The following is a 23,919-nucleotide window of genomic DNA, read 5'->3' as shown; positions in this document are numbered from 1 at the left end:
ACGCCCGCGAGTCAAATTTCCTGCACCGAGCGGTATTCCATAAGGCACTGTTCATAAACAAGAATGCGGCCTTAAGCCGACCGACCGCAGCCCCCGCTTGACGCTGAAAACACAAACGAAAAGGCGCGGCAGCCTTTCGCCACCGCGCCTTTCATGACCGGACCGAACGGACCGGCAAGATCACCGCTCTCAGCTGATCCTGCCAAGCAGTTCCGCCAGAGATGCCTTTGCATCGCCATAGAACATGCGGGTGTTGTCCTTGTAGAACAGCGGGTTTTCGATGCCGGAATAGCCGGTGCCCTGACCGCGTTTGGATACGAACACCTGCTTGGCCTTCCACACCTCAAGCACCGGCATGCCGGCGATGGGCGAGTTGGGGTCTTCCTGCGCGGCGGGGTTCACGATGTCGTTCGACCCGATGACGATCACCACGTCGGTGGACGGGAAATCGTCGTTGATCTCGTCCATTTCCAGCACGATGTCATAGGGCACCTTGGCCTCGGCCAGCAGCACGTTCATGTGCCCCGGCAGACGGCCCGCGACCGGATGGATGGCAAAGCGAACCTCTTTTCCCTTGGCGCGCAAACGCCGCGTCAGCTCGGCGACGTTCTGTTGCGCCTGCGCCACCGCCATGCCGTAGCCCGGCACGATGACCACGCTGTCAGCCTCGTCCAAAGCACTGGCCACGCCATCGGCGTCGATGGCAATCTGCTCCCCCTCGACCTCCATCGCCGGCCCCGAGGTGCCGCCAAAGCCGCCCAGAATCACCGACACGAAGCTGCGGTTCATCGCCTTGCACATGATATACGACAGGATCGCGCCCGAGGAGCCGACCAGCGCGCCCACCACGATCAGCAGATCGTTGCCAAGCGAAAAGCCGATCGCCGCCGCCGCCCAACCCGAATACGAGTTCAGCATCGACACAACCACCGGCATGTCCGCGCCACCGATGCCCATGATCAGGTGATAGCCGATGAACAGCGCCGCCAGCGTCATCAGCAGCAGCGGGAAAAACCCGCCCGAGCCCATGTACCACAGCAGGCAGATCACCGAGATCACGGCCGCCGCAATGTTCAGCATATGTCCGCCCGGCAGCTTTTCCGCCTTGGACGACAGCTTGCCCGCCAGCTTGCCATAGGCCACGACCGACCCGGTAAAGGTAATCGCCCCGATGAACACGCCCAGGAACAGCTCGACCTGCAAAATGCTCAGCTCGACCGGGGCCTTGTGCGCCACCAGTTCGGCGAAGACGCCATGCGGCTCACCGCCGCCCGCAACCGAGCGCATGGTGAAATGCGCGTTGTAGCCCACGAACACCGCCGCCAGACCGACCAGCGAATGCATCGCCGCCACCAACTGCGGCATCTCGGTCATCTCGACCTTTTTGGCCACATACATGCCCACGATGCCGCCCGCCGCGATCAGAATGACCGACAGCAGCCACAGCCCCGATCCGGGGCCGATCAGCGTAGCGAACACCGCCAGCGCCATGCCCGCGATGCCGTACCACACCGCCCGCTTGGCGCTTTCCTGGCCCGAAAGCCCCCCCAGCGACAGGATAAAGAGAACCGCCGCGACCACATAGGCCGCCGTTGTGAATCCGAATTCCATAACGATCTCCTCCCCTTACGATTTCTGGAACATGGCGAGCATGCGCCGTGTCACCATGAAGCCGCCGAAGATGTTGATGCCGGTCATGAACACCGACAGCGCCGCCAGCACGATCACGATCCAGTTGCCCGATCCGATCTGCATCAGCGCCCCAAGGATGATGATCGACGAAATCGCATTGGTCACTGCCATCAGCGGCGTGTGCAGGCTGTGCGCCACGCCCCAGATCACCTGAAAGCCGATGAATACCGACAGCACGAAGACGACGAAATGCTGCATGAAGCTGGCAGGCGCCACCAGCCCCACCGCCAGCAGCAATGCCCCCCCAACGGCCAACAACGTGACCTGCGTTTTAGTCTGCGCCTTGAACGCCGCCGTTTCCGCCGCACGTTTTTCCTCGGGCGTAAGCTCGGGGGCTTTCTCTTTGGGCTTTTGCGCCGCGATCGCCTTGGTCTTGGGCGGGGGTGGCGGCCATGTCACATCGCCGCCATGGGCGATCGTGGCGCCGCGGATGACGTCATCGTCCATGTTATGATTGACCACGCCGTCCTTGTCCGGCGTCAGATCGGTCATCATGTGGCGGATATTGGTGGCATAAAGCGTCGAGCTTTGCGTCGCCATGCGACTGGGGAAATCGGTGTAGCCAACGATGGTCACGCCGTTGTCGGTGACGATCTTTTCATCCTTGACGGTCATCTTGCAATTGCCGCCGCGCTCGGCCGCCAAATCGACGATGACGCTGCCGGGCTTCATCGCGGCCACCATGTCCGGCGTCCACAGCTCGGGCGCCTCACGGTTGGGGATCAGCGCCGTGGTGATGACGATGTCGACCTCGGGCGCCAGCTCGCGGAACTTGGCCAGCTGTGCCTCGCGGAATTCGGGGCTGGACACCGACGCATAGCCACCCGTGGCCGCGCCATCCGCCTGATCTTCCTCGAAATCCAGATAGACGAATTCCGCCCCCATGGATTCGACCTGCTCGGCCACCTCGGGACGCACGTCGAACGCATAAGTGATCGCGCCAAGCGAGGTCGACGTGCCGATGGCCGCCAGCCCCGCAACGCCCGCGCCCACGATCAGCACCTTGGCGGGCGGCACCTTGCCTGCCGCCGTCACCTGACCGGTGAAGAAACGTCCAAAATTGCTCCCGGCCTCGATCACCGCGCGATAGCCGGCGATATTGGCCATCGAGCTCAGCGCGTCCATCTTTTGCGCCCGGCTGATGCGCGGCACCATGTCCATGGCGATCACGCTCGCGCCGGTGTCGGCGGCGCGCTGCATCAGCGCCTCGTTGGCCGCCGGCCAGAAGAACGAGATCAGCGTCTTGCCCTGCCCCAGCCGGTCCACCTCGGCATCGCTCGGAGGCTGCACCTTGGCGATCACATCCGCCTGCGCATACAGCACCTCGGCGCTGTCCACCACCGTCACGCCTGCCGCCTCATAGGCCGCATCCGCAAACCCCGCCGCCGCGCCCGCACCGCTTTCCACAAGGCACTCATGCCCCAGCTTGTGCAGCGCGCGCGCCGAATCGGGCGTCATCGCGACACGGTTCTCACCATGCGCAAGCTCCTTCGGCGTCCCTATCTTCACGTTCGTCATCCCCCTCTTGTTTCTCAGGTATCCATTTGTCGCAGGCAGTTCGGGCCATCCCGCCCGTGCTACAGGCGGCGCCCCCCGGCTTCAACGTCAACGCGACCTGTAACCGCATCCGCCGTTGAATTCAAAGCCATCTTCTCGTTTGTTGCGAGTATGCCCGATATTCCGAAAGAAACTTGCGTCGCAATCGCAGCTCTTCGTTCTCGATGAATCGCCTTTCGACAATCCACACGAACACCGGCACCAAAACGAGCGAGAACACCGCGTCCCAATACAGCACAAACCCCATGAGAATCATGGCATCGCCAAGGTAGATCGGATTGCGCGACCTGCCGAAAATTCCACTTGTCACCAGATGCGAGACCTCGCCATGCGGCATCACCGTGGTGCGGTTGCGCCGCATCTCGGCCACGGCAAGCAGCATCACCAGCGCGCCGGCGCCCACAAGCAAACCGCCCAGCAAATCGGCCCACACCGGGCCAAAGCCCAGCCCCATCGGCCAGGCATGCGCCTGCCACCAGGCAACCGCCAGGCACGCACCCAGCCATACGGGTGGAATGTCGATCCATTTTCTCATCCGGTTCCCGGTCCAGGCGCCACAATCGACAGGATTGCGCAGCCACCGCGCCACCGCAAGTACCGATCGGCACGGCTGAAACAGCGCCGACCGCGCGGCGCGCCACCGCGCTCTCCGTGGTCGCGCACCGCGCGCAAGGACGCGACGCCTTGCCGATCCCGCGAATCCGCGTCAAGTTGCCCGAACCGCTTGCGCCACCCAGCCCCACAAGCCGCACAAGCCGCCCGGAGGAGCCTATTGACCGATTTCGCCTGGACCCGCGATCAGTTCCACGTCCCGCTCGGGCTGATCTATCTGGACGGCAACTCGCTGGGCCCGATGCCAAAAGCAACCCCCGCCCGGATCGAACGGCTTCTGACCGAAGAATGGGGCGAACGGCTTGTCACCGGCTGGAACGCCTGCGGCTGGATGGATATGCCGCGTCGGCTGGGCGACCGTCTCGGTCGGCTGATCGGCGCCGAACACGGCCATGTGGTCATCGGTGACACACTGTCGATCAAGGTATTTCAGGCCCTGTCCGCCGCGCTTCAGATCGTGCCCGAACGGCGCACGATCCTGTCCGACAGGGGCAATTTTCCGTCCGATCTGTATATGGCCGAAGGGCTGATCCACCTGCTCGGCGACCGGCATGACCTGCGTCTGGTGCCCCCCCACGACCTTGAAGACGCCATCACCGAAGAGGTCGGCGTAGTGCTGGTGACCGAAATCGACTACCGCACCGGGCGGCGCCACAATCTCAAGGCGCTGACGCGCAAGGCCCACGACATGGGCGCGGTGGTGATCTGGGATCTGGCGCATTCCGCCGGCGCGCTGCCCGTGGATGTCGCCGCCGGAGGCGCGGATTTCGCCGTTGGCTGCACCTACAAATACATCAACGCAGGCCCGGGCGCGCCCGCCTTCATCTACGTTTCGCCTGAACACATCGACCACGTCGAACCCGCGCTGTGCGGCTGGCTTGGGCATGACAAACCGTTTTCGTTCGAACCGGGCTACCGCCCCGCGACCGGCATCGAGCGGATGCGCGTCGGCACGCCGCCCGTGCTGCAAATGGCGGCGCTCGACGCGGCGCTCGATGTCTGGGATCGGGTGGATATGGCCGATCTGCGCAAACGCTCGCTCGACCTCGGCGGGCTGATGATCGAGGAAATCGAAACGCATTGCCCCGGTCTGAAACTCGCCACCCCCCGCGAAAACGAGTCGCGCGGCAGCCAGGTCTCTTTCCGTTCGGAACACGGCTACGCCATCATGCAGGCACTCATCGACCTTGGCGTGATCGGTGACTTCCGCGCCCCCGACATCCTGCGCTTTGGCATCACCCCGCTTTATATCGGCGAGGCCGAGATCCGCGAAGCGGTCGAGGTGCTCGCCCGGATCCTGCGCGGCGCGCTTTGGGACCACCCGAAATATCACCGGCGCAAATCCGTGACCTGACCGCGCCTGCGCAGGGCGCGTGTCAGGCGACCCTGTCAGCCGGCCCTGCCACCCGCGCGATCGCATTCATGAGGCGTCACGACAGCCACGCGCGCGAAGCCGACGGGCCCCAAGGCCCGGAAAGCGACTGGAACTGTGCGCCGTCAGGCGCTCTGTCTGACAAGCGGCGCGGGCGGCGGGCATCAGGGGCTGGCGCACGCCCGCCGGGCTGCGTGACCGCGTCTCAGGCCGGGATCCGCTGTCGCGTGTGGCGCCGGGCGACAAAATCGCGCACCGCATCGCCGAATGCCTCGAACAGCGGGCGCGACACCGGGTCGTTGGCCGCGTCCCATTCGGGATGCCACTGCACCGACAGGGTAAAGCCTGGCGCGCCCTTCACCACAATCGCCTCAGGGGTGCCGTCGGGCGCCAGCCCCTCGATGACGATCCGCGCGCCGGGCGTCTTGATGCCCTGCCCGTGCAGCGTGTTGGTCATCACCTCGGCGGCACCGAAGAGTTTATGAAAACAGCCGCCCTCGGTCAGGCACACCTTGTGGCGCAGCGCGAATTTTTCTTCAAGCGTGCCATCGGGGGGCATCCGATGGTTAAGACGCCCCGGCAGATCGCGGATTTCGGGATAAAGCGTGCCGCCCATGGCGACGTTCACCTCCTGGAAACCGCGGCAGATGCCCATGAAGGGCTGCCCGCGCTCGACGCAGGCGCGCACCAGCGGCAGCACGACGGCATCGCGCGCGCGGTCAAAGGTGCCATGCGCCTCGGTCGCCTCTTCGCCGTATTCCTCGGGGTGGACATTGGGGCGTCCCCCGGTCAGCAGGAATCCGTCGCATACCTCCATCAGTTCGTCGACGGAGACAAAGCGCGGATCGGGAGCGACCAGCAGCGGCACGCAGTCCGATACACAGGACACCGCCTCGGTGTTCATCTCGCCCCCCGCATGCGCGGGGTAGCTGTCGTTCACCATGAGATAATTGCCAATGATTCCGACGACAGGGCGGGCCATGCGAACCTCTTCTTTACTGCACCTGAAACTCAACATAGTGCAGGAGCAAAGTTTCCGAAAGGTTGCTCAGACCTCGGGCACCAGTCCGGCGGCCTCGACGCCCGCTTTTCCGGCAACGGCGTCGTTGTCGGACGTATCGCCCGTCACGCCCAGCGCGCCCAGAGTCCGGCCCTTGGAATCCTTTAATAATATGCCACCCGGCACCGGCACCAGCGCACCGCCGAACGCACCGTTGGCCGCGGCCATGAAATAGGCCTGTGCTTCAGCGCGCGCCATCTGTGCGCTGCCGGGCATGCCCAGCATCACCGCGCCATGGGCCTTGCCATGCGCGATCTGAAACCGGCCGGGGCTTGCCCCGTCCTGGCGTTCAAAGGCGATGATGTTGCCGCCCTCGTCCAGCACCACCGCCGACAGCGGGTTCATTCGTGCTTCCTTGCCCGCATCAAACGTCTTGCGGATCATTTGCCGCGCCCGGCTCAGTGAAATCCCTGCCACTGGGACATCCTTTCATCATTTCGGCAAAATGCCTGTAAAAATGTGGCGGCCTAGCCCGCCTTGCGTTCCAGCCGCCGCCTGTGCAGCACCGGCTCGGTGTAGCCCGACGGCTGCACGTGGCCCTCGAACACCAGATCGCAGGCGGCCTTGAACGCGGGCCCGTCGAATCCCGGCGCCATCGGCACATAGCCGGCGTCGCCCGCATTCTGACGATCGACCACGGCAGCCATCTTTTTCATCGCTGCCATCACCTCGTCTTCGGACACCACGCCGTGGTGCAGCCAGTTCGCCAGATGCTGCGAGGAAATCCGGCAGGTCGCCCGGTCCTCCATCAGAGCGACATCGTGGATGTCGGGCACCTTGGAACACCCGACCCCCTGATCGACCCATCGCACCACATAGCCAAGGATGCCCTGCGCGTTGTTCTCGATCTCTTCGGCGATTTCGGCGTCGGACCAGTTGACCCCCTCGGCCACGGGAATGGTCAGCAGATCGTCCAGCGTGCCGCGCGGCCCGCCCGCCAAAAGTTCGGCCTGCACCGCCAGCACGTCAACCATATGGTAGTGCAGCGCGTGCAGCGTGGCCGCGGTGGACGACGGCACCCAGGCGCAGGTCGCGCCGGCCTTGGGGTGGCCGATCTTGGCCTTGAGCATGTCCGCCATCAGATCCGGCATCGCCCACATGCCCTTGCCGATCTGCGCGCGTCCGCGCAGGCCACAGGCCAGCCCGACATCGACGTTGCGATCCTCATAGGACGCGATCCAGGCGGTGTCCTTCATGTCACCCTTGCGCAGCATCGGTCCCGCCTCCATCGAGCTGTGCATCTCGTCGCCGGTGCGATCGAGAAAGCCGGTGTTGATGAACGCCACCCGGTGCTTCGCGGCGCGGATGCATTCGCGCAGGTTCACCGATGTGCGCCGTTCCTCGTCCATGATGCCCAGCTTGACGGTGTATCGCGCCAGGCCCAGCGCGTCTTCGACAAAGCTGAAGATCTCGTCGGCGAACGCCACCTCTTCGGGGCCGTGCATCTTGGGCTTGACCACATAGACCGACCCCTTGACCGAATTGCCGCCCTCGCGCGCCAGATCATGCTTTGCGATCAGCGTGGTGATCATCGCATCCATCAGCCCCTCATAGATCTCGGAGCCGTCTTTAAGCAGGATCGCGGGGTTGGTCATCAGGTGGCCGACATTGCGCACCAGCATCAGCGACCGGCCCTTGAGCGTCAGCGCCGAGCCATCCGGCGCGGTATAGCTGCGGTCCGCCGCCAGCGTGCGGGTCACCGTCTTGCCGCCCTTGTCGAACGTGTCCGACAGGTCGCCCTTCATCAGGCCCAGCCAGTTGGCATAGGCCAGCGTCTTGTCCCGCGCATCCACGCAGGCGACGCTGTCTTCGCAATCCATGATCGCCGAGATCGCCGATTCCATCACGACATCCGCAAGCCCCGCGCTGTCGGTCTTGCCGATGGAATGGTCCCGATCCAGCGCCAGCTCCACATGCAGTCCGTTGTTGCGCAGCAAGATCGCCTCAGGTGCTGTCGCGTCGCCGCGATAGCCTGCGAATTGCCCCGGCGACGCCAGCGGCTTGCCACCGACCAGCAGCGCGCCATCGGCGACGGTATAGCCGTCCGCCCCGGCGTGCTGCCCGCCCGCCACCGGAAAGGTCTCATCCAGAAACGCCTTGGCCCGCGCCACCACCTGTGCGGCGCGGTCCAGGTCGAACCCGCCCCTGGGCGCCACCGACCCCAGCGCGTCGGTGCCGTACAATGCGTCGAACAACGACCCCCAACGCGCGTTCGCCGCGTTCAGCGCGTAGCGCGCGTTGGTGATGGGAACCACCAGTTGCGGGCCGGGGATGCTCGCGATTTCGGCATCGGTGTCCTGGGTTTCGATTTCGAAATCGGGGCCTTCGGGCAGGATGTAGCCGATCCTTTCCAGAAACGCCCGGTAGGCGGCGGCATCATGCGGCCGGCCGCGGCGTTCCAGATGCCAAGTGTCCAGCAGCCCCTGAATATCGTCGCGCTTTTCCATAAGCGCGCGGTTGCGCGGGCCGAACTCATGCGCAAGACTCGACAGCGCCGACCAGAACCGATCGGGCGTCACGCCGCTGCCCGCAAGGGCCTTGGTCTCGATGAAATCGACCAGAACGGGATCGACCCGAAGATCGCTGCGGGAAAGTCGCGTGGTCATGATGGGGCCTCCTGGCGGAATCGGGTTGCTGTCCGGTCTAGGGAAGTTTCCGATCGGAAACAACACCGGTCAACTAACCTGACCAATTCGACGCCTTTTCACAGCCAACCTGCCGCCTCGCTGCGCAGCCGCGGTCAGGCCGCTTCTTCGCTTTCCGCCTGCTGGCGTGCCCAAAGCTGGGCGTAGCGTCCCTTGCGCGCCAAAAGCGCCTCGTGGGTGCCCTCTTCGACGACCTCGCCCGCCTCCAGCACCACGATCCGGTCCGCGTCGGCGATGGTGGACAGCCGGTGCGCGATGGTGATGACGGTGCGCCCCTCGCCCGCGCGTTCGAGCGCGTCCTGAATCTCGGCCTCGGTTTCAGTGTCCAGCGCCGATGTCGCCTCATCCAACAGCAGGATCGGCGGGTTCTTGAGCAGCGTGCGCGCAATCCCCACCCGTTGCTTTTCACCGCCCGAAAGCTTCAGCCCGCGCTCGCCCACGGCGGTGTCATACCCCTCTGGCAGGCTTTCGATAAAGCTGTGGATCTGCGCGGCCTTCGCAGCGGCGACGATGTCGTCCATGCTTGCCCCGGCGCGGCCATAGGCGATGTTGTAGCGGATGGAATCGTTGAACAGCACGGTGTCCTGGGGCACCACGCCGATCTGCGCATGCAGGCTGTCCTGTCTCACATCGCGCAGATCCTGCCCGTCGATCCGGATGGCGCCGCCCTGCACGTCGTAAAAGCGGAACAGCAGCCGTCCGATGGTCGACTTGCCCGACCCCGACGGCCCGACCAGCGCGACGTTTTCCCCCGCCCCCACGCGCAGCGACACACCGCGCAGGATCGCGCGCTCGGCATCGTAGCCAAAGCGGATGTCGTCGAATTCCACGACCCCGCCCGCGACCGTGATGGCGGGCGCGCCGGGCTTGTCCGACACCTCTTGCGGCTGATCGAGCAGGTCGAACATCTGGCCCATGTCCACAAGGCTCTGGCGGATCTCGCGATAGACCGTGCCAAGAAAGTTCAGCGGCATGGTGATCTGGATCATGTAGGCGTTGACCATGACAAAATCGCCCACCGTCAGATTGCCGTTCTGCACGCCAACTGCGGCCATCACCATGACGATGACAAGCCCGCAGGTGATCAGCAAGGACTGGCCGAAGTTGAGGAAGGCCAGCGAGGTCGAGGTCTTGACCGCTGCCGCCTCATATCCGCGCATCGCGTCATCGTAGCGCGCGGCCTCGCGCGCCTCGGCCCCGAAATACTTGACGGTCTCGAAATTGAGCAGACTGTCGATGGCCTTCTGGTTGGCGTCGGTGTCCTGATCGTTCATGGTCCGGCGCAGGCGCACCCGCCATTCGGTCACCTTGAAGGTGAACCAGACATAAAGCGCGATGGTGACGGCAACGACCGCCAGATACCAGATGTCGAACAGCCAGAACAGAACCCCGCCGACCAGCAGCAGCTCGACGATCAGCGGCCCGACGCTGAACAGCATGAACCGCAGCAGAAAATCCACACCCTTTACGCCGCGCTCGATGATGCGGCTCAGCCCGCCGGTCCGGCGCGTGATGTGGTACCGCATGGACAGGCGGTGGATATGGGAAAAGGTTTCCAGCGCCAGGCGGCGCAGGGCGCGCTGGCCGACACGGGCAAAGATGCCGTCGCGCAACTGCTGGAACCCAACGGTGGTCAGCCGCGCCACACCATAGGCGACGGTCAGCCCCACCGCTCCAAGCGCCAGATCGGGCACCTCGCCCGACAGGCTGTCAACGGCACGCTTGTACAGGATCGGGGTGCCGACCGCGATCAGCTTTGCCACCAGCAACAGCACCAGCGACAGCACGACGCGCCGTTTCACCCAGCCCTGACCGTCAGGCCACAGGTACGGGCCGACGCGGCGGATCGTGCGCCAGGCAGAGCGGCGCTCGGCGCGCGCGATCTCGGTGTCCGTGTCGGTATCGGGGGGCATGGCTGGTCCTTTCGGGTCGGCTGTGCCGCCCATAGCGCGCAGACCGGCAGGATGCCAGCGACGCGCGGCACGCTTGCGCGCGCGCGAAGACCGATCTGTGCGCATTTGCACGACCGGCGCGCCCGTCAGTCGGGCAGATCGAAAACCTGCCCCGGATAGATCAGGTCCGCATCGCGGATCTGGCTGCGATTGGCTTCAAACACCTTTACATAGGCGAACCCGTCGCCGTATCGGTCCCGCGCAAGCGCCCACAGCGTGTGACCCGGCTGGACGGTGACCACCGCCAGCGGCGCGTCCGCCTCTTGCGCGACGGCAGCCAGCTTTGCGGGGGATTCGCGCAGGAACGGGCTTTCGGCGCGCGCGGTAACGTCGCCGTCCACCCCCATCTGATCGACCCTAAGCGTGTAGGTGCCCGCGTCGATCTGCGGCAGCTCGGCCCGCCAGCGCCCGTCCCGTGGCACGGTCGCCGTCGCGACGGAACGGTTGTCGAGGTAGACCCTCAGCTGTGCCCCGGCACGGCCGCGCCCGGACAGCGCGACCTTCGCCCCCGTGTCATAGGTGATGGCATCGATGGCCACATCTCCGGGAGCCAGCGGCGGAACGGCGGGCTGGATCAGCGCAACCCCATCTTCAGTCGACAGAAACGCGACTGACGCCGGGGCTCGCGGCGTTGCGGCAGGCGGGGCGTCGACAGGCGAAGCGGTGGCGGTCGGGGCAGTGACCGCGACAGCATCCGGCGCCAGCGCCTGCGGTGGAACCGGCTGTTGCGGCGCCAATGGGCGCGGCGGCGCGGCCAGCAAGACCTCGTCGGTCGACACGATCTCGCGCCCGCCCACAGACATGCGAAGTGTCAGCACCCGCGCGGCATCGTCGGGCGGCAGATCCAGGAAATGCGCGAAACGCCCCCTGTCATCCGCAGCCCCCGTGGCCTGGGCGACACCGTCGATCAGGACTGAAACGATCGCTCCGGGCGGGGCGTTGCCCGCGACCAGCGTCATTCCGTCCGGATCGGCGCGGACGAGGTCGAAGCTGGGCGGAGCCGGATCGGAAGGAGGAACGTTCGCCACCGCCACGCTGCTGTCCGGCAACAAGGGCGCCGATGCCGCGGCGGGCGGGGTTGGCGTGTCCACCGACCAGCCCGATGTCATCGCCGCAGAGGGGGGGGCCGACGACGGCGCCGTGACGGGCAAGTCCCTCCCCTCCGCCTGCGGCGAGGCCAGATCCGAGGGGCCCCTGGCCCGGTCCACACCAAACATGACGGCAGCAACCCCCGCAAACGCGACGGCCCCCAGGATCCCCCATCCAAGAAGCTTGCTGTCCATATTTAAGTCCAAAATCCCAGGCAGGTCCCGACGTGGACGCGGTTCCGACCGGTTGAGGTGCCATGACGATCCCGTTATCACCGGACAAAATCATCCATTTGTCGAGTCAAAGCCATGAGCCAACGGTCAATCTGTGTCTATTGCGGCGCACGCAATGGCAAAAATGCAACCCACGCCCGGGCGGCCGAGGCGCTGGGACTGGCTATCGCGGGCGAGACTTGGCGTCTCATCTACGGCGCGGGCGACGTCGGACTGATGGGGATCGTGGCGCGCGCGGCTCAAAGCGCCGGAGGAGAGACCTTTGGCGTGATTCCCACCCACCTGCTGGCCCGCGAGGTCGGTAAAACCGATCTGACCCGACTTGTGATAACCGAAACCATGCACGAGCGCAAAAAAGTCATGTTGATGAACGCCGATGCCATCGTGCTGCTGCCGGGCGGTGCCGGCAGTCTCGACGAGTTCTTCGAAGTCCTTACATGGCGCCAGCTGGGCCTGCACGACAAGCCCATCGTCCTGCTGGACAGCGACGGCTTCTGGGGACCGCTCAAAGCGCTGATGACTCATGTGGTCAATGAAGGATTCGCTGAAAGCTCACTGCTGGATTTTGTGCAAAGCGCCCGCAACGTCGACGAGACGATGGTCATCCTGCGCCGTGCCCTCGGCTAACGTCCGCCCGAGGATTTTTCGTACGAAAAATCCGCTGATCCCGCGCGACGTTGCCCAAGATTTTTCGTACGAAAAATCTTGGGCCGGATGTACCGCCCGTCAGTCGCTGACGCGCAAGGTGCCACCGACAAGTTCTTCGCTGAACGACACCGGCAGCGGGTCCCGCCCCAACCGCGCGCGGTAGACAGGCAGGCTTTCGGACACGCGCATCACATAGTTGCGCGTCTCGTTAAACGGAATCATCTCGATCCAGTCCACCACGTCGATCTCGCCCTTTCGCGGGTCACCATAATCGGCCATCCAGCGGGTCGGCCGCCCTGGCCCGGCGTTATATCCCGCGGCCATCATCACGATATTGCCGTCGAAGCGTTTCGCCAGGTCGGCAAGATAGGTCGACCCAAGCGTGGCGTTGTAGGCCGGGTCGGACGTGAGTCGATCGACCGAGTAGCTGATCCCCAGCCAGCCTGAAACGTCCTTGGCGGTGCCCGGCATCAACTGCATCAGACCACGCGCACCAGCGTGGCTGACCACCACCGGATCGAATTCGGATTCGCGCCGCGCGATCGACAGGACCAGCTCCTTTGGTACCGGAAATTCGGTCGCGACGATGTCGGGATGCAGCGCGTAATACGGCCCCGGCAATTCAATGCCATAGCGCGCGGCGCGCTTGCCCAGCATCACCTGCACATGCGGCAACTGCATTTCTTCGAGCATGCGGCCCATCTGTCCGATCTGCTGGCGATCCAAACTCTCGGCGAGATGGGTCAGGAATCGCTCGCCCAGGGCTTTCTCGCCCGAGGCCAGCAGCAGAATCGCAGCCTTGTAGACGCTGCTTTGGGTGAACGCCGCCTCTTGCCAGGGCGGAAAATCCTCGGCGCCCGACAAGGCGGGATCAGTTGGCAACCCCGCCTTTTCCGCCGACAAAAGCCCATAGAACGAGGTCTGCCAGCGCCCGCCTTCCGCATAGGCGGTCTGCGCGCCCTCGGCGTCGCCCAGCGCTTCCAGCGCCCGACCGCGCCAATACCCGGCCCTGCCGCGCGAGATCGGCGATTCCACCGCCTCGCCATGGCCGCGGAAATGCGACAGCGCCGTTTTCGGATCATCGAGGCGGCGCAGCGCGATGTAGCCCGACAGCCATTCCAGCGCCGCGAAATCGGACCCGTCCACCAGGTGGTGGGTCGACGCCACCTGGTAGGCTTCGCGGTCCCTGCCATCCAGCATCAGCGCATGGGCCAGGTCGTCGCGGTTGCCCGCCCAGGCCCAGGGCTCGCCCAGCGTCTCGGCGGTTTGCGACCGCTCCAGAAGCAGGGCTATGGCATCGTCAGTGCGCCGCTTCTTCACACGCCACAGGAACCGTTCATAGGCAAGCCCCGCGTCATCCAGAAGCGAGTCCGGCACCTTGGCGATCAGCCCGTCCACACCGGGCACCATGTCGCGCAGCCCCAGGCGCGCCTCAGCCAGCGCCCGCATGTCTTCCGACACCAGAGACATGATGGCGCGCGCGTTGGAACTCCAGCCCTTCCACAGCGCCATATCCAGGCGCGCATGGTGGTGATCCTTCAGCAAATCTCCCCAGTCGGCCAGAAAGGCGCTGCGCTCGTCCGGCGAAAGCGCAAGGGTGCGCCAGGCCAGTACCACCTCGGCCTCGGCGGCGCCGCGCTGCCCCTGGGCCATATGGCTGCGGGCAAGCGCCAGCGCACCGGCGCCGGTTTGCGGGCGGTACCCATCGAAGAACGCGCGGATGATGTCATTATCGCCGGATTCCGAAATCGCGATTTCGGATTTCTCGCGCAGATAATCCATACCCGGCCAATCGGGGTTGCGGGCCAGGAAATCCATGATCTGGGTGGCATCGCCCCGGCTGGCGCGCAGGTAGTGCCACAGGATCACGTCCAGCGCGGCCTGACCGTCGCCGCGCGAATCGATCAGCGCCGCCGCCCAGTTGCCCGACCGCATATCCCCCATCGCCTTGGCCAGAGGGCGGGTTTCCTGTGCCGTCGCCGGAAGCGACACGAGAAGAAAAAGGATCAGGACCCAGAGGCGCGACATAAGCTTGCAATTTCCGTTCTGAAAAGGAATAGACGCGCGGCGAACACTAGCGTGCCTTCCTTGCCCGTCCAACTCACAACTCTGGCAGAGGATCGCCGTTGCGCACGAGGAGATAACAGAAAATGGAGCGTGTCATGTTGAAAGGGTCGATGCCTGCCCTCATTACGCCGTTCAGGGACGGTGCAGTGGATTTCGACACGCTCAAACGTCTTGTCGAATGGCATGTGGATCAGGGCAGTCACGGGCTTGTGCCCGTCGGCACCACGGGCGAAAGCCCGACGCTGACGCATTCCGAACACGAAGCGGTGATTCAATGCGTCGTGGATGCCGTCGCGGGCCGCATTCCCGTCATCGCGGGTGCGGGGTCGAACAACACCGACGAGGCGATCCGCTTCGTGCAATTCGCCAAGCGCATCGGCGCGGACGCGGCACTTGTGGTCACGCCCTATTACAACAAGCCGACGCAGGCGGGCATGATCGCGCATTTCACCGCGCTGCACGACTGCGCCGAAATCCCGATCGTGATCTATAACATCCCCGGTCGGTCCGCCGTGGACATGTCGCCCGCCACCATGGGTGAACTGGCCAAACTGCCGCGCATCGTCGGGGTCAAGGACGCGACCGGCGATCTTGCGCGGGTTTGCGCCCAGCGTATGACCTGCGGGCCTGATTTCCTGCAAATCTCGGGCGAGGACGCAACCGCGCACGGGTTCAACGCGCAGGGTGGCATCGGCTGCATTTCGGTGACAGCCAACGTCGCCCCCGCGCTGAGCGCGCAACTGCAAGAAGCGACGCTGGCGGGCGATTACGCCAGGGCGCTGGAGATTCAGGACAAGCTGATGCCCCTGCATCAGGCGATTTTTGCCGAACCCGGAGTGTCGGGAGCGAAATACGCCATGTCGAAGCTTGGGCTGTGCGAAAACGACGTACGTCTGCCGCTGCTGCCGGTGAGCGAACCCGTGGCCGCCCGGCTGGACGGGGCGCTGCGCCACGCGGGGCTGCTCGACTAGAGGGCATCGCGGGCGGCGGCGTTCGCCCCCCCCGATCTGGCCCGAAGAGACTTAAGAGAGGCGCCTGGCGGTGGCCTCTCTTTTTCGTTTTCGCGTCGTCGCTCCGCCGGGCTGCGACGCACAGCAAGAGGCGCGATGACCCGGCGGCCCCCGCTTGGGGCGGAAATGGGTGCATGGCGGCCTGACAAAGCAGGATCGTGGAAAGATTGCGACCGGACATGCCGGGACTGCAAAAGCGATTTGCCCTTGTGGCCGGCGCGCCACGCGGTCACCCTTGTGCCGGACCTTTTCATTGGCGCGCCGGGAGGGTAGAGCGTGGCGAAAGCCAGGCGGTGGAGACAGAACGTGCGGATCGTGACCTGGGTGGCGCTGTTCACCTTCATCATCGACCAGTTGAGCAAATGGATCGTCGTGCATGTGATGTCGCTGGATGTGCGCCATGCCATCGACATTCTGCCGCCGTTGCTGAATTTCCGCATGGCCTGGAATTACGGCATCAATTTCGGCTTGCTGGGCGGCGGGTCCGAGGCGACCAAATGGGTGCTGATCTCGGTCGCGCTGGGGATCGTCCTGTTCGTCGTGGTCTGGTTGCGGCGCGACCCGCCGGGCTGGCCGGGGCTGGTGTCGGGGGGCCTGCTGATCGGCGGTGCGCTGGGCAACGTGGTGGACCGGCTGCTGTACGGGGCGGTGGCGGATTTTCTCAACATGTCGTGTTGCGGAATCGACAACCCGTTCGCCTTTAACGTCGCGGATATTGCGATCTTTGCCGGGGCGCTTGGTCTGGTGCTGCTTCCGGGCGGAAGATCGCAGGGCAACGGCCCGCGCAAAAAGGCCCCGTGACGGGCCGCGCGCGATAGGGTAAAGCAAATGAAAGACAAGGTCCGGAGTATGGCAATGAAGTTGGCGCAGGTCGCATTGATGTTGGGGGTCACCGGCCTTGCCGCCTGTTCGCCGGGCGAACGGGACATCCGCCTGCATCGTCTCAAGACCAACAGCGGCCAGCCCGAGGAATTTGCCATTCTCCCTACCAAGCCGCTGCAAACGCCGCCGAATTTCGCCGAACTGCCCGCTCCCGTTCCCGGCGCGGCCAACCGGACCGACCCGACCCCCAAGGCGGATGCGGTCGCAGCGCTGGGTGGCAACCCCGCGCGGCTGGCCGAAACCGGCGCACCGGCGGGCGATGGGGCGCTGATCGGCACCGCATCGCGGTTCGGGCGCGACCCGCAGATCCGCACCCGGCTTGCCGCCGAAGATCTGGCCTATCGCAAGCGCAAGTCGCTGTTCAGCTACAAGATCGTCCCGCAGGATGAATATTACGACGCCTATCGCAGCCAGTGGCTGGACACCTACGCGGTGCTTGATGCGTTCCGGCGGGCCGGGGCGCGCACGCCTTCGGCGCCTCCACAGGGCTACGAGGACTGACCGGCGCTTCACGATCCCGCCACCACCGCTTGGAATACCTCTCTTTCGCGCGTAGCTTGACCGGCACACCATCCCCCACCGGAGCGTATTGCCGATGTTGAGACTCGCCGCGGCCTGCACCGCAGCCCTGCTCACCGCCCTGCCCGTTTTCGCGCAGGAGACCGCGCCAGCGGCCTCCGCGCAGGATCAGGTCACCAGCTTCACCCTGGACAACGGACTTGAGGTCGTGGTCATCGAAGACCACCGCGCGCCCGTCGTGTCCCACATGGTCTGGTATCGCGCCGGAGCCGCGGACGAGACGGCCGGAACCTCGGGGGTGGCGCATTTCCTGGAGCATCTGCTGTTCAAGGGCACCGACACGCTGGCGCCCGGCGAATTCAGCAAGGTGGTCGCGGAAAACGGCGGTATCGACAACGCCTTCACATCCTGGGACCAGACCGCCTATTATCAGAACGTCGCCGCCGACAGGCTGGGGCTGATGATGCAGATGGAAGCGGACCGGATGGTGAACCTGCGCCTTGACGAGGGCGACATCGCCACCGAGCGCGATGTCATCATCGAAGAACGCAACATGCGGGTCGAAAACGACCCCTCGGCGCTGATGCGCGAACAGCTTGGCGCGGCGCTTTACATGAACAGCCGCTACGGCGTGCCCATCATCGGCTGGCGGCAGGAAATGGAAACGCTCGATCTGGCCGCCGCCTACGATTTCTATCGCCGCAATTACGCGCCCAACAACGCCATCGTCATCGTCGCAGGCGACGTCACCCCGGACGAGGTACGCGGCCTCGCCGAACAGCATTACGGCCCCCTGCTGCCCAATCCCGGCCTTGATGCACAGCGCATGCGTCCGCAGGAACCGCCGCAACTGGCCGAACGCCGGCTGTCCATGACCGACCCCCGCGTCGCCCAGCCCTATGTGATGCGCCGCTATCTCGCGCCCGAACGCGACCCCGGCGACCAGCGCACCGCCGCCGCGCTGACACTGCTGAGCGAGGTTCTGTCGGGCGGCCAGACCTCTGTGCTGAAGCGCGCGATGCAGTTCGACAGCCAGACCGCCGTCTACACAAGCGCGTGGTACAACGGCACCACCCATGACGACACCGATTTCGGCCTCGTCGTGGTGCCCGCGCCGGGTGTGACCCTGCCCGAAGCCGAGGCAAAGCTGGACGAGGTGCTGGCGCAGTTCCTGACCGATGGCGTCGACGAGGCCCAGCTGGAACGCATCAAGTTTCAGCTACGCGCCGAGGAAATCTATGACCGGGACGATGTGTCCCGCATGGCGCGGCGCTATGGCGATGCGCTGACCTCGGGGCTGACGCTGGACGATATCGCCGCCTGGCCCGGCCTGCTTCAGCAGATCGAACCGCAGGAAATCGTCGCGGCGGCGCGCGGCGTGCTGAACCGCGCCGCGTCTGTCACCGGCTACCTGATGCCGGCCGACGCCGCGCGCGCTGTCCCCGCGCCCCCCCTGCCGGTCAGCACCACCAAGGAGGTGACCCAATGAAGCCGCTTATCGCCGCCGCTTTCGCGCTGCTGACCGCCACGCCCGCGCTGGCCGAGATGCGCATCCAGACCGTCGACACCCCCGGCGGGTTTCACGCCTGGCTCGCACAGGAAGACAGCATTCCCTTCACATCGCTGGAAATCCGGTTTCGCGGCGGCACCTCGATGGATGTTGCGGGCAAGGAAGGCGCGGTGAACCTGATGTCCGCCCTGCTTGACGAGGGCGCCGGCGATATGGACAGCGCCGCCTTCACCAGGGCCAGCGAATCGCTGGCGGCCAGCTACCGCTTTGACGCGACGCAGGACGCGGTGTCGGTCTCGGCCCAGTTCCTGACCGAAAACCGTGACGCGGCGGCCGCCTTGCTGCGCGCCAGCCTGAACGATCCGCGCTTCGATCAGGATGCCGTCGACCGCGTCCGCGCGCAGGTGTTGGCCGGGTTACGCAACGATGCCAAGGATCCCGACACCATCGCCGCCGCGGCCTTCGACAAGGTGGCCTTTGGCGATCACCCCTATGCACGCCCGAAAGAGGGCACCGAAGACAGCGTGGCCGCGCTGACCCGCGACGATCTGATTGCCGCGCACGCCGCCACCCTGACCCGCGACCGGGTCTATATTGCCGCCGCCGGGGATATCTCGGCCGACGAGCTGTCGGTGCTGATCGACGATCTGCTGGGCGATCTGCCCGTCAGCACCGCGCCGCTGCCCCCGGACATGCAGGTCGGCACCGACGCGGGCGTGACGGTGGTGCCCTTCGACACGCCGCAATCGGTCGCCGTCTTCGGGCATGAGGGCATCAAACGCGACGACCCGGATTTCTTTGCGGCGTATGTGCTGAACACCATTCTTGGCGGCGGCGGGTTCGAGGCGCGGCTGATGAACGAGGTGCGCGAAAAGCGCGGGCTGACCTATGGCGTCTATTCCTATCTGATGCCGATGGACCATGCCGAGCTGTATGTCGGGCGCGTGGCCTCGGCCAACGACCGCATCGCCGAAGCGGTTGCGGTGATCCGCGGCGAATGGGCCAGGATGGCAGAAAACGGCGTCACGCAGGACGAACTGGACCAGGCCAAGACCTATCTGACCGGCGCCTACCCGCTGCGCTTCGATGGCAACGGGCCGATCGCCCGCATTCTTGTCGGGATGCAGATGGACGGGCTGACCCCGGACTATGTTCAGACCCGCAACGCGCAGGTCGAGGCGGTGACGCTGGCGGATGCCAAACGGGTCGCCGCGCGCATCCTGAAACCAGATGCGCTGCGTTTCGTCGTGGTTGGCCAGCCCGTAGGGCTGGACGAAACGCCGGGCTGATGCCTGCCTGCAAACCGCCCCCGGACCGCCCCCGGTCCGGACACCAGTCACGCCAACGGCGCAGGCAGGAGGAGGGACACGGGCCGACGACCTGGGGATCTCTCGCAGCGGCGCGACGGGTGCGAAATCGCGGTTCCGCCATCTTCCCGCGTGGTTTCGCACCCTGACTGCAAGAGGGACACCCGGCAACGGTTCAGGGCTCCGGGGATAGCAGGCTGATCGCCTTCCCTGTGCCGCGTGTTGCGCACGCGCTGGCGCCCCCCCCCCCCGCCGGCCCGGCGGCACAGACCGCATCGTCCCCGCCCAGAGGCCATGAGCCAGGCACGGCCCGGCGGGCACGGCGCGCGCCGTTTGTCGGACTCATCCTCCTGCAATCCTTTCACCACGCGCCCCATCGAAAGCACCGGTATACGGTCAATGGCGGAAGTGGCGCATGCTCGTGAACACCATCGCAAGCCCGGCCTCGTCGGCGGCGGCGATGACCTCGTCGTCGCGCATCGACCCGCCTGGCTGAATCACCGTGCTCGCTCCCGCCGCCGCCGCCTCCAGCAGACCGTCGGCAAAGGGGAAGAACGCATCCGATGCCACGGCAGAGCCTTTGGTCAGCGGCGCGGGCAGGCCCATCGCCTCGGCCATGCGCTCGGCCTTTTTCGCGGCGATCAGCGCCGAATCAAGGCGGCTCATCTGCCCCGCGCCGACGCCGACGGTGGCGCCATCCTTGACGTAGACGATGGCGTTGGACTTGACGTGCTTGGCCACCTTCCAGGCGAACAGCAGGTCGCGCAGCTCGTCCTGCGTCGGTTCGCGCCTGGTCACCACCCGCAGATCGTCAAGACCGATCATGCCGGTATCCTTGTCCTGCACAAGAAAACCGCCCGCGACCTGGCGATAGGTGATCCCCGGCGTCGCGGGGTTTGCCACGCCATTGGTGGTCAGCAGGCGCAGGTTCTTTTTCCTGGCAAAGATTTCCCTGGCGGCGTCATCGGCGCCGGGGGCAATCACCACCTCGGTAAAGATCTCGGTGATCGCCTCGGCGGTTTCGGCATCCAGCTTGCCGTTCAGCGCCACGATACCGCCAAACGCAGATGTCCGGTCGCAGTCATAGGCCTTTTTGTAGGCCTCCAAAAGCGTCGCGCCGCGCGCCACGCCGCTGGGGTTGGCGTGCTTGATGATCGCCACCGCCGGACCATCGCCGGGCAGAAACTCCGATACCAGCTCGAACGCCGCGTCGGTGTCGTTGATGTTGTTGTAGCTCAGTTCCTTGCCCTGATGCTGCACGGCGCTGGCGACGCCGGGGCGGTCGCTGCCATCGCGGTAGAAGCTGGCCGACTGATGCGGATTCTCGCCATAGCGCAACGTCTGCGCGAGGGTTCCGGCAAAGGCGCGGCGGCGCGGGGCGACATCGTTCAGCGCGCCGGCCATCCATGTGGACACGGCGGCGTCGTAGGCGCCGGTGCGCGCATAGGCAACCTGCGCCAGCGTCTGGCGAAAGGCATAGCTGGTCGCGCCGTCATTTGCATCCAGCTCGGCCAGCAGCGGTTCGTAATCCGCCACATCGACCACGACGGTCACAAAAGCGTGGTTCTTGGCCGCCGCACGGATCATCGCCGGGCCGCCGATGTCGATGTTTTCGATGCAGGTGTCGTAATCGGCGCCCCCGGCGACGGTTTCCTCGAATGGGTAAAGGTTCACCACCAGCAGGTCGATTTCCGGAATGTCGTGGCCCTGCATCGCCGCGACATGCGCGTCGTTGTCGCGCAACGCCAGCAGCCCGCCGTGAATGCGCGGGTGCAGGGTCTTGACCCGGCCGTCCATCATTTCGGGAAACCCGGTCACGTCGGACACGTCGCGCACGGGCACGCCTTCGGCGCGCAGGGCGGCGGCGGATCCGCCGGTGGACAGGATCTCGATCCCGCGCGAGGCCAGCGCCTGGCCCAGCTCGATGAGCCCCTTCTTGTCGGATACGGAAATCAGCGCGCGGGTGACTTTGTGCAGGTCGGGCATACGGATCGGGTTCCCAGATGGTTCATGACGGCTCGTCTTCCGCCACATCCTCGACCAGGTCACGGACCGCGATTGCGGTGTCCCGTGCCTTGGCCAGGGTCCAGCGGATGCGGGTCGCATACTCCATCGCGCGGCCGGATAAAACGACCTGTTTGGCGGCGCGGGGCCGAATGCGGCCCTTTTCAAGGTAAACCGACGGCTCCAGCGTCAGTTTGGCCCCGGATTCCGCGCGAAACACCCAGATTTCACCCGAACGCAGCGCCATGGACACGGCATTGCCCCCCATGTCCAGCGCCGCATCCACATCCGGATGCAGATGGAATCGCACCTGCCAGGGCAGCCCGCCCAGCGTGGCCGCATCCATGCGCCGGTCAAACAGCCGGACGTCCAGGTCGTTCAGCGTCATCAGCAGGTCTTCGCCCGACAGCATGCGCCCGTCCTGCGCCAGGTCCAGCACGCGCGCATGGGTCAGCCCGTGGGTCCCGCGATACCCGTCATGCCCGCCTTCGAACCGCAGCCCGCCCGCGGCCGAAGTGATTTGTACGGGAACATCCTCGGGGGCGTCCTCGAGGTATTCGCGTTCGGCCCCGCCGATGGGTTTCAACGCCCCCAGCCGGGCCGAGCTGTAGCCATCCAGGCACAGCGTCGAATGCGACGGGGTGGCCCGCCCCGCGCGCCGCCAGTCTTCGCCAAACACCGCGCCCGACCCGCAGCTCACGATCAGCGGGCGCCGCCCCGAGGTCAGTTCGAACGCAAGGGTCGAAGCGTGCGCATCGGCGCTGGCGGGCCCATGCGGCGGCGGCGCCGCATCGACGATGACCGAGGTGCGGGCAAAGGCGAGCCGCGCATAGCCCATGGCCAGCCCCTCGCGCGGCTTGCGCCGCACCCCCGACGCGATCAGCGCCTGGTCGAGCCGCCCGTCGATCCCTCGACCGCCGCCCTGAAACCGGGCCAGCCCGCCATCCGCGTGGCGCAGCGCGCGCAGGGTCGGGGCGATGCGGACGATCGCGTCGGTCAGTGCCGGGTCCGGCGCGTGGGCCGCAGCCTCAAGCGCCGCCTGCGCCCAGGTCAGCAGGGTGAACACCTCCAGCAATTCCTCGGGGTTGCGGGTGGGAATGCCGCCCTGTGCATCGACCTGTGCTGCGCATTCCGCGGCAAGCGCGCGCCGCGCCGGATCGACATGGCCGGCCATCCCTTCCAGCGCCAGCCCCGCGTATAGCAGCCCCGTCAGCGCCTCGAAGCGCGGCAACCCCGGCGGCGATGCCTTCCAGCGCCGCGATAAAAAGACCGTCTGCCGGGCCAGCGCGCGATAAAACCGCGCCGAGCGGTCCGCATCTGTGCCACGCAGCACGAACAGCGCGTGATGGATCGACCGGATCAGCCGTTGACCGGCCGCCTCGGGCAGCCAGCCATCGCCCCTGCCGTTGCCGTAACGGTCGATCCAGCCCCAAAGCCAGGCCTGCGCCACGGCGCGGGCGCGCATGTCCCCGACGGCGGCAAGATCGTCGAGCCAGCGAAAGCTGTGGATTTCTTCGTCCCAGGCGGCGTCGGGCGTGGCCAGATCCCAGATCATCGCCCCCCGCGCCTCGACGAAATGCCCCGCGAACATCAGGTTTCCCGCGCAAAGCTGGCGCCCCCTGGCGAACCGCCCGGTGCTGCGCGGCTCCGGGCTCGACACGAACGCCGTCGCCGGTCGCCCGCGCGCCGCAAGCCGCGCGTGAAACCGGTTCAGGAACCGCGTCGTTGCGGCGGACCAGCCTGCTGTCCGTGCCATGCCG

The 23,919-nt window shown here is 65.7% G+C and carries 18 protein-coding genes; 7 read left to right on the top strand and 11 right to left on the bottom strand.

Going from position 1 to position 23,919, the window contains the following annotated elements; translation table 11 throughout:
* Positions 1 to 189: 189 nt before the first annotated feature.
* From ATI53_RS01750 to ATI53_RS01740, 3 genes are all read right to left on the bottom strand, one after another.
* Complete coding sequence (locus ATI53_RS01750; RefSeq protein WP_111549594.1) at positions 190 to 1,611, bottom strand: NAD(P)(+) transhydrogenase (Re/Si-specific) subunit beta; 1,422 nt, start codon at positions 1,609 to 1,611, stop codon at positions 190 to 192.
* 15 nt (positions 1,612 to 1,626) lie between these two features.
* Complete coding sequence (locus ATI53_RS01745; protein ID WP_111549655.1) at positions 1,627 to 3,201, bottom strand: Re/Si-specific NAD(P)(+) transhydrogenase subunit alpha; 1,575 nt, start codon at positions 3,199 to 3,201, stop codon at positions 1,627 to 1,629.
* Positions 3,202 to 3,331: 130 nt separating this feature from the next.
* Complete coding sequence (locus tag ATI53_RS01740; protein WP_111549593.1) at positions 3,332 to 3,784, bottom strand: methyltransferase family protein; 453 nt, start codon at positions 3,782 to 3,784, stop codon at positions 3,332 to 3,334.
* 237 nt (positions 3,785 to 4,021) lie between these two features.
* Between ATI53_RS01740 and kynU the strand changes: the two genes are divergently transcribed.
* Positions 4,022 to 5,215 carry a kynureninase gene (kynU, locus tag ATI53_RS01735; RefSeq protein ID WP_009506681.1) on the top strand — a complete coding sequence of 398 codons (1,194 nt, stop codon included), beginning with the start codon at positions 4,022 to 4,024 and terminating at the stop codon, positions 5,213 to 5,215.
* A gap of 223 nt (positions 5,216 to 5,438) precedes the next feature.
* Here the strand turns inward: kynU and ATI53_RS01730 are convergent, their stop codons facing one another.
* From ATI53_RS01730 to ATI53_RS01710, 5 genes are all read right to left on the bottom strand, one after another.
* Positions 5,439 to 6,215 carry a gamma-glutamyl-gamma-aminobutyrate hydrolase family protein gene (locus ATI53_RS01730; RefSeq protein ID WP_009506682.1) on the bottom strand — a complete coding sequence of 259 codons (777 nt, stop codon included), beginning with the start codon at positions 6,213 to 6,215 and terminating at the stop codon, positions 5,439 to 5,441.
* Between the two features lie 66 nt (positions 6,216 to 6,281).
* Positions 6,282 to 6,710, bottom strand: coding sequence for a GlcG/HbpS family heme-binding protein (locus tag ATI53_RS01725; RefSeq protein WP_009506684.1), 429 nt, complete (start codon positions 6,708 to 6,710; stop codon positions 6,282 to 6,284).
* A gap of 50 nt (positions 6,711 to 6,760) precedes the next feature.
* Positions 6,761 to 8,899: a malate synthase G gene (locus tag ATI53_RS01720; RefSeq protein ID WP_009506686.1), complete on the bottom strand. Its 2,139-nt coding sequence runs from the start codon at positions 8,897 to 8,899 to the stop codon at positions 6,761 to 6,763.
* Positions 8,900 to 9,033: 134 nt separating this feature from the next.
* On the bottom strand, positions 9,034 to 10,851 hold the full coding sequence (locus ATI53_RS01715) for an ABCB family ABC transporter ATP-binding protein/permease (RefSeq protein WP_111549592.1): 1,818 nt from the start codon (positions 10,849 to 10,851) through the stop codon (positions 9,034 to 9,036).
* Positions 10,852 to 10,976: 125 nt separating this feature from the next.
* Complete coding sequence (locus ATI53_RS01710) at positions 10,977 to 12,173, bottom strand: LysM peptidoglycan-binding domain-containing protein (protein WP_111549591.1); 1,197 nt, start codon at positions 12,171 to 12,173, stop codon at positions 10,977 to 10,979.
* 114 nt (positions 12,174 to 12,287) lie between these two features.
* Here ATI53_RS01710 and ATI53_RS01705 point away from each other — a divergent pair, with 114 nt between their 5' ends.
* Entirely contained in the window at positions 12,288 to 12,839 is a 552-nt protein-coding gene (locus tag ATI53_RS01705) for an LOG family protein (protein WP_111549590.1), read from the top strand.
* A 99-nt stretch (positions 12,840 to 12,938) separates the two neighbouring features.
* On the opposite strand, the gene ATI53_RS01700 is transcribed toward ATI53_RS01705, so the two are convergent.
* Positions 12,939 to 14,888 (bottom strand): lytic transglycosylase domain-containing protein, encoded by a 1,950-nt coding sequence (locus tag ATI53_RS01700; RefSeq protein ID WP_111549589.1) that lies wholly within the window; start codon positions 14,886 to 14,888, stop codon positions 12,939 to 12,941.
* Between the two features lie 134 nt (positions 14,889 to 15,022).
* On the opposite strand from ATI53_RS01700, the gene dapA reads away from it, so the two are divergent.
* The 5 genes from dapA to ATI53_RS01675 all read left to right on the top strand — a co-directional run bounded on the left by dapA (position 15,023) and on the right by ATI53_RS01675 (position 20,137).
* Positions 15,023 to 15,898, top strand: coding sequence for a 4-hydroxy-tetrahydrodipicolinate synthase (gene dapA, locus ATI53_RS01695; protein WP_009506696.1), 876 nt, complete (start codon positions 15,023 to 15,025; stop codon positions 15,896 to 15,898).
* A gap of 345 nt (positions 15,899 to 16,243) precedes the next feature.
* Positions 16,244 to 16,738, top strand: a complete 495-nt coding sequence (lspA, locus tag ATI53_RS01690) for a signal peptidase II (protein ID WP_009506698.1) — start codon at positions 16,244 to 16,246, stop codon at positions 16,736 to 16,738.
* Between the two features lie 48 nt (positions 16,739 to 16,786).
* The gene (locus ATI53_RS01685) at positions 16,787 to 17,320 is read left to right on the top strand and encodes a DUF3035 domain-containing protein (protein WP_009506699.1); all 534 of its coding nucleotides are present in this window, start codon (positions 16,787 to 16,789) and stop codon (positions 17,318 to 17,320) included.
* Between the two features lie 94 nt (positions 17,321 to 17,414).
* A complete protein-coding gene (locus tag ATI53_RS01680; RefSeq protein ID WP_009506701.1) occupies positions 17,415 to 18,827 on the top strand; it encodes a M16 family metallopeptidase in 1,413 nt (470 codons plus the stop codon).
* Positions 18,824 to 20,137, top strand: coding sequence for a M16 family metallopeptidase (locus ATI53_RS01675; RefSeq protein ID WP_009506703.1), 1,314 nt, complete (start codon positions 18,824 to 18,826; stop codon positions 20,135 to 20,137). The genes ATI53_RS01680 and ATI53_RS01675 overlap by 4 nt, the downstream gene beginning before the upstream one ends.
* A gap of 414 nt (positions 20,138 to 20,551) precedes the next feature.
* Here the strand turns inward: ATI53_RS01675 and purH are convergent, their stop codons facing one another.
* Both purH and ATI53_RS01665 read right to left on the bottom strand, forming a co-directional pair.
* Positions 20,552 to 22,141, bottom strand: a complete 1,590-nt coding sequence (purH, locus tag ATI53_RS01670; RefSeq protein WP_111549588.1) for a bifunctional phosphoribosylaminoimidazolecarboxamide formyltransferase/IMP cyclohydrolase — start codon at positions 22,139 to 22,141, stop codon at positions 20,552 to 20,554.
* A 22-nt stretch (positions 22,142 to 22,163) separates the two neighbouring features.
* Complete coding sequence (locus ATI53_RS01665; RefSeq protein WP_111549587.1) at positions 22,164 to 23,915, bottom strand: heparinase II/III family protein; 1,752 nt, start codon at positions 23,913 to 23,915, stop codon at positions 22,164 to 22,166.
* Positions 23,916 to 23,919 lie beyond the last annotated feature (4 nt).

Origin of the sequence: Salipiger aestuarii (genome assembly GCF_003259905.1) — a bacterium.
GTDB lineage: Bacteria > Pseudomonadota > Alphaproteobacteria > Rhodobacterales > Rhodobacteraceae > Salipiger > Salipiger aestuarii.
This window is presented reverse-complemented; position numbering and strand designations above follow the sequence as displayed.

What these genes read in the sequence shown, in the direction of transcription:
- ATI53_RS01750 (WP_111549594.1), bottom strand. Translation starts at nt 1,611, where the DNA reads ATGGAATTCGGATTCACAACGGCGGCCTATGTGGTCGCGGCGGTTCTC.
- ATI53_RS01740 (WP_111549593.1), bottom strand. Translation starts at nt 3,784, where the DNA reads ATGAGAAAATGGATCGACATTCCACCCGTATGGCTGGGTGCGTGCCTG.
- ATI53_RS01730 (WP_009506682.1), bottom strand. Translation starts at nt 6,215, where the DNA reads ATGGCCCGCCCTGTCGTCGGAATCATTGGCAATTATCTCATGGTGAAC.
- ATI53_RS01720 (WP_009506686.1), bottom strand. Translation starts at nt 8,899, where the DNA reads ATGACCACGCGACTTTCCCGCAGCGATCTTCGGGTCGATCCCGTTCTG.
- ATI53_RS01715 (WP_111549592.1), bottom strand. Translation starts at nt 10,851, where the DNA reads ATGCCCCCCGATACCGACACGGACACCGAGATCGCGCGCGCCGAGCGC.
- ATI53_RS01710 (WP_111549591.1), bottom strand. Translation starts at nt 12,173, where the DNA reads ATGGACAGCAAGCTTCTTGGATGGGGGATCCTGGGGGCCGTCGCGTTT.
- ATI53_RS01705 (WP_111549590.1), top strand. Translation starts at nt 12,288, where the DNA reads ATGAGCCAACGGTCAATCTGTGTCTATTGCGGCGCACGCAATGGCAAA.
- ATI53_RS01700 (WP_111549589.1), bottom strand. Translation starts at nt 14,888, where the DNA reads ATGTCGCGCCTCTGGGTCCTGATCCTTTTTCTTCTCGTGTCGCTTCCG.
- dapA (WP_009506696.1), top strand. Translation starts at nt 15,023, where the DNA reads ATGTTGAAAGGGTCGATGCCTGCCCTCATTACGCCGTTCAGGGACGGT.
- ATI53_RS01685 (WP_009506699.1), top strand. Translation starts at nt 16,787, where the DNA reads ATGGCAATGAAGTTGGCGCAGGTCGCATTGATGTTGGGGGTCACCGGC.
- ATI53_RS01680 (WP_009506701.1), top strand. Translation starts at nt 17,415, where the DNA reads ATGTTGAGACTCGCCGCGGCCTGCACCGCAGCCCTGCTCACCGCCCTG.
- ATI53_RS01675 (WP_009506703.1), top strand. Translation starts at nt 18,824, where the DNA reads ATGAAGCCGCTTATCGCCGCCGCTTTCGCGCTGCTGACCGCCACGCCC.
- purH (WP_111549588.1), bottom strand. Translation starts at nt 22,141, where the DNA reads ATGCCCGACCTGCACAAAGTCACCCGCGCGCTGATTTCCGTATCCGAC.
- ATI53_RS01665 (WP_111549587.1), bottom strand. Translation starts at nt 23,915, where the DNA reads ATGGCACGGACAGCAGGCTGGTCCGCCGCAACGACGCGGTTCCTGAAC.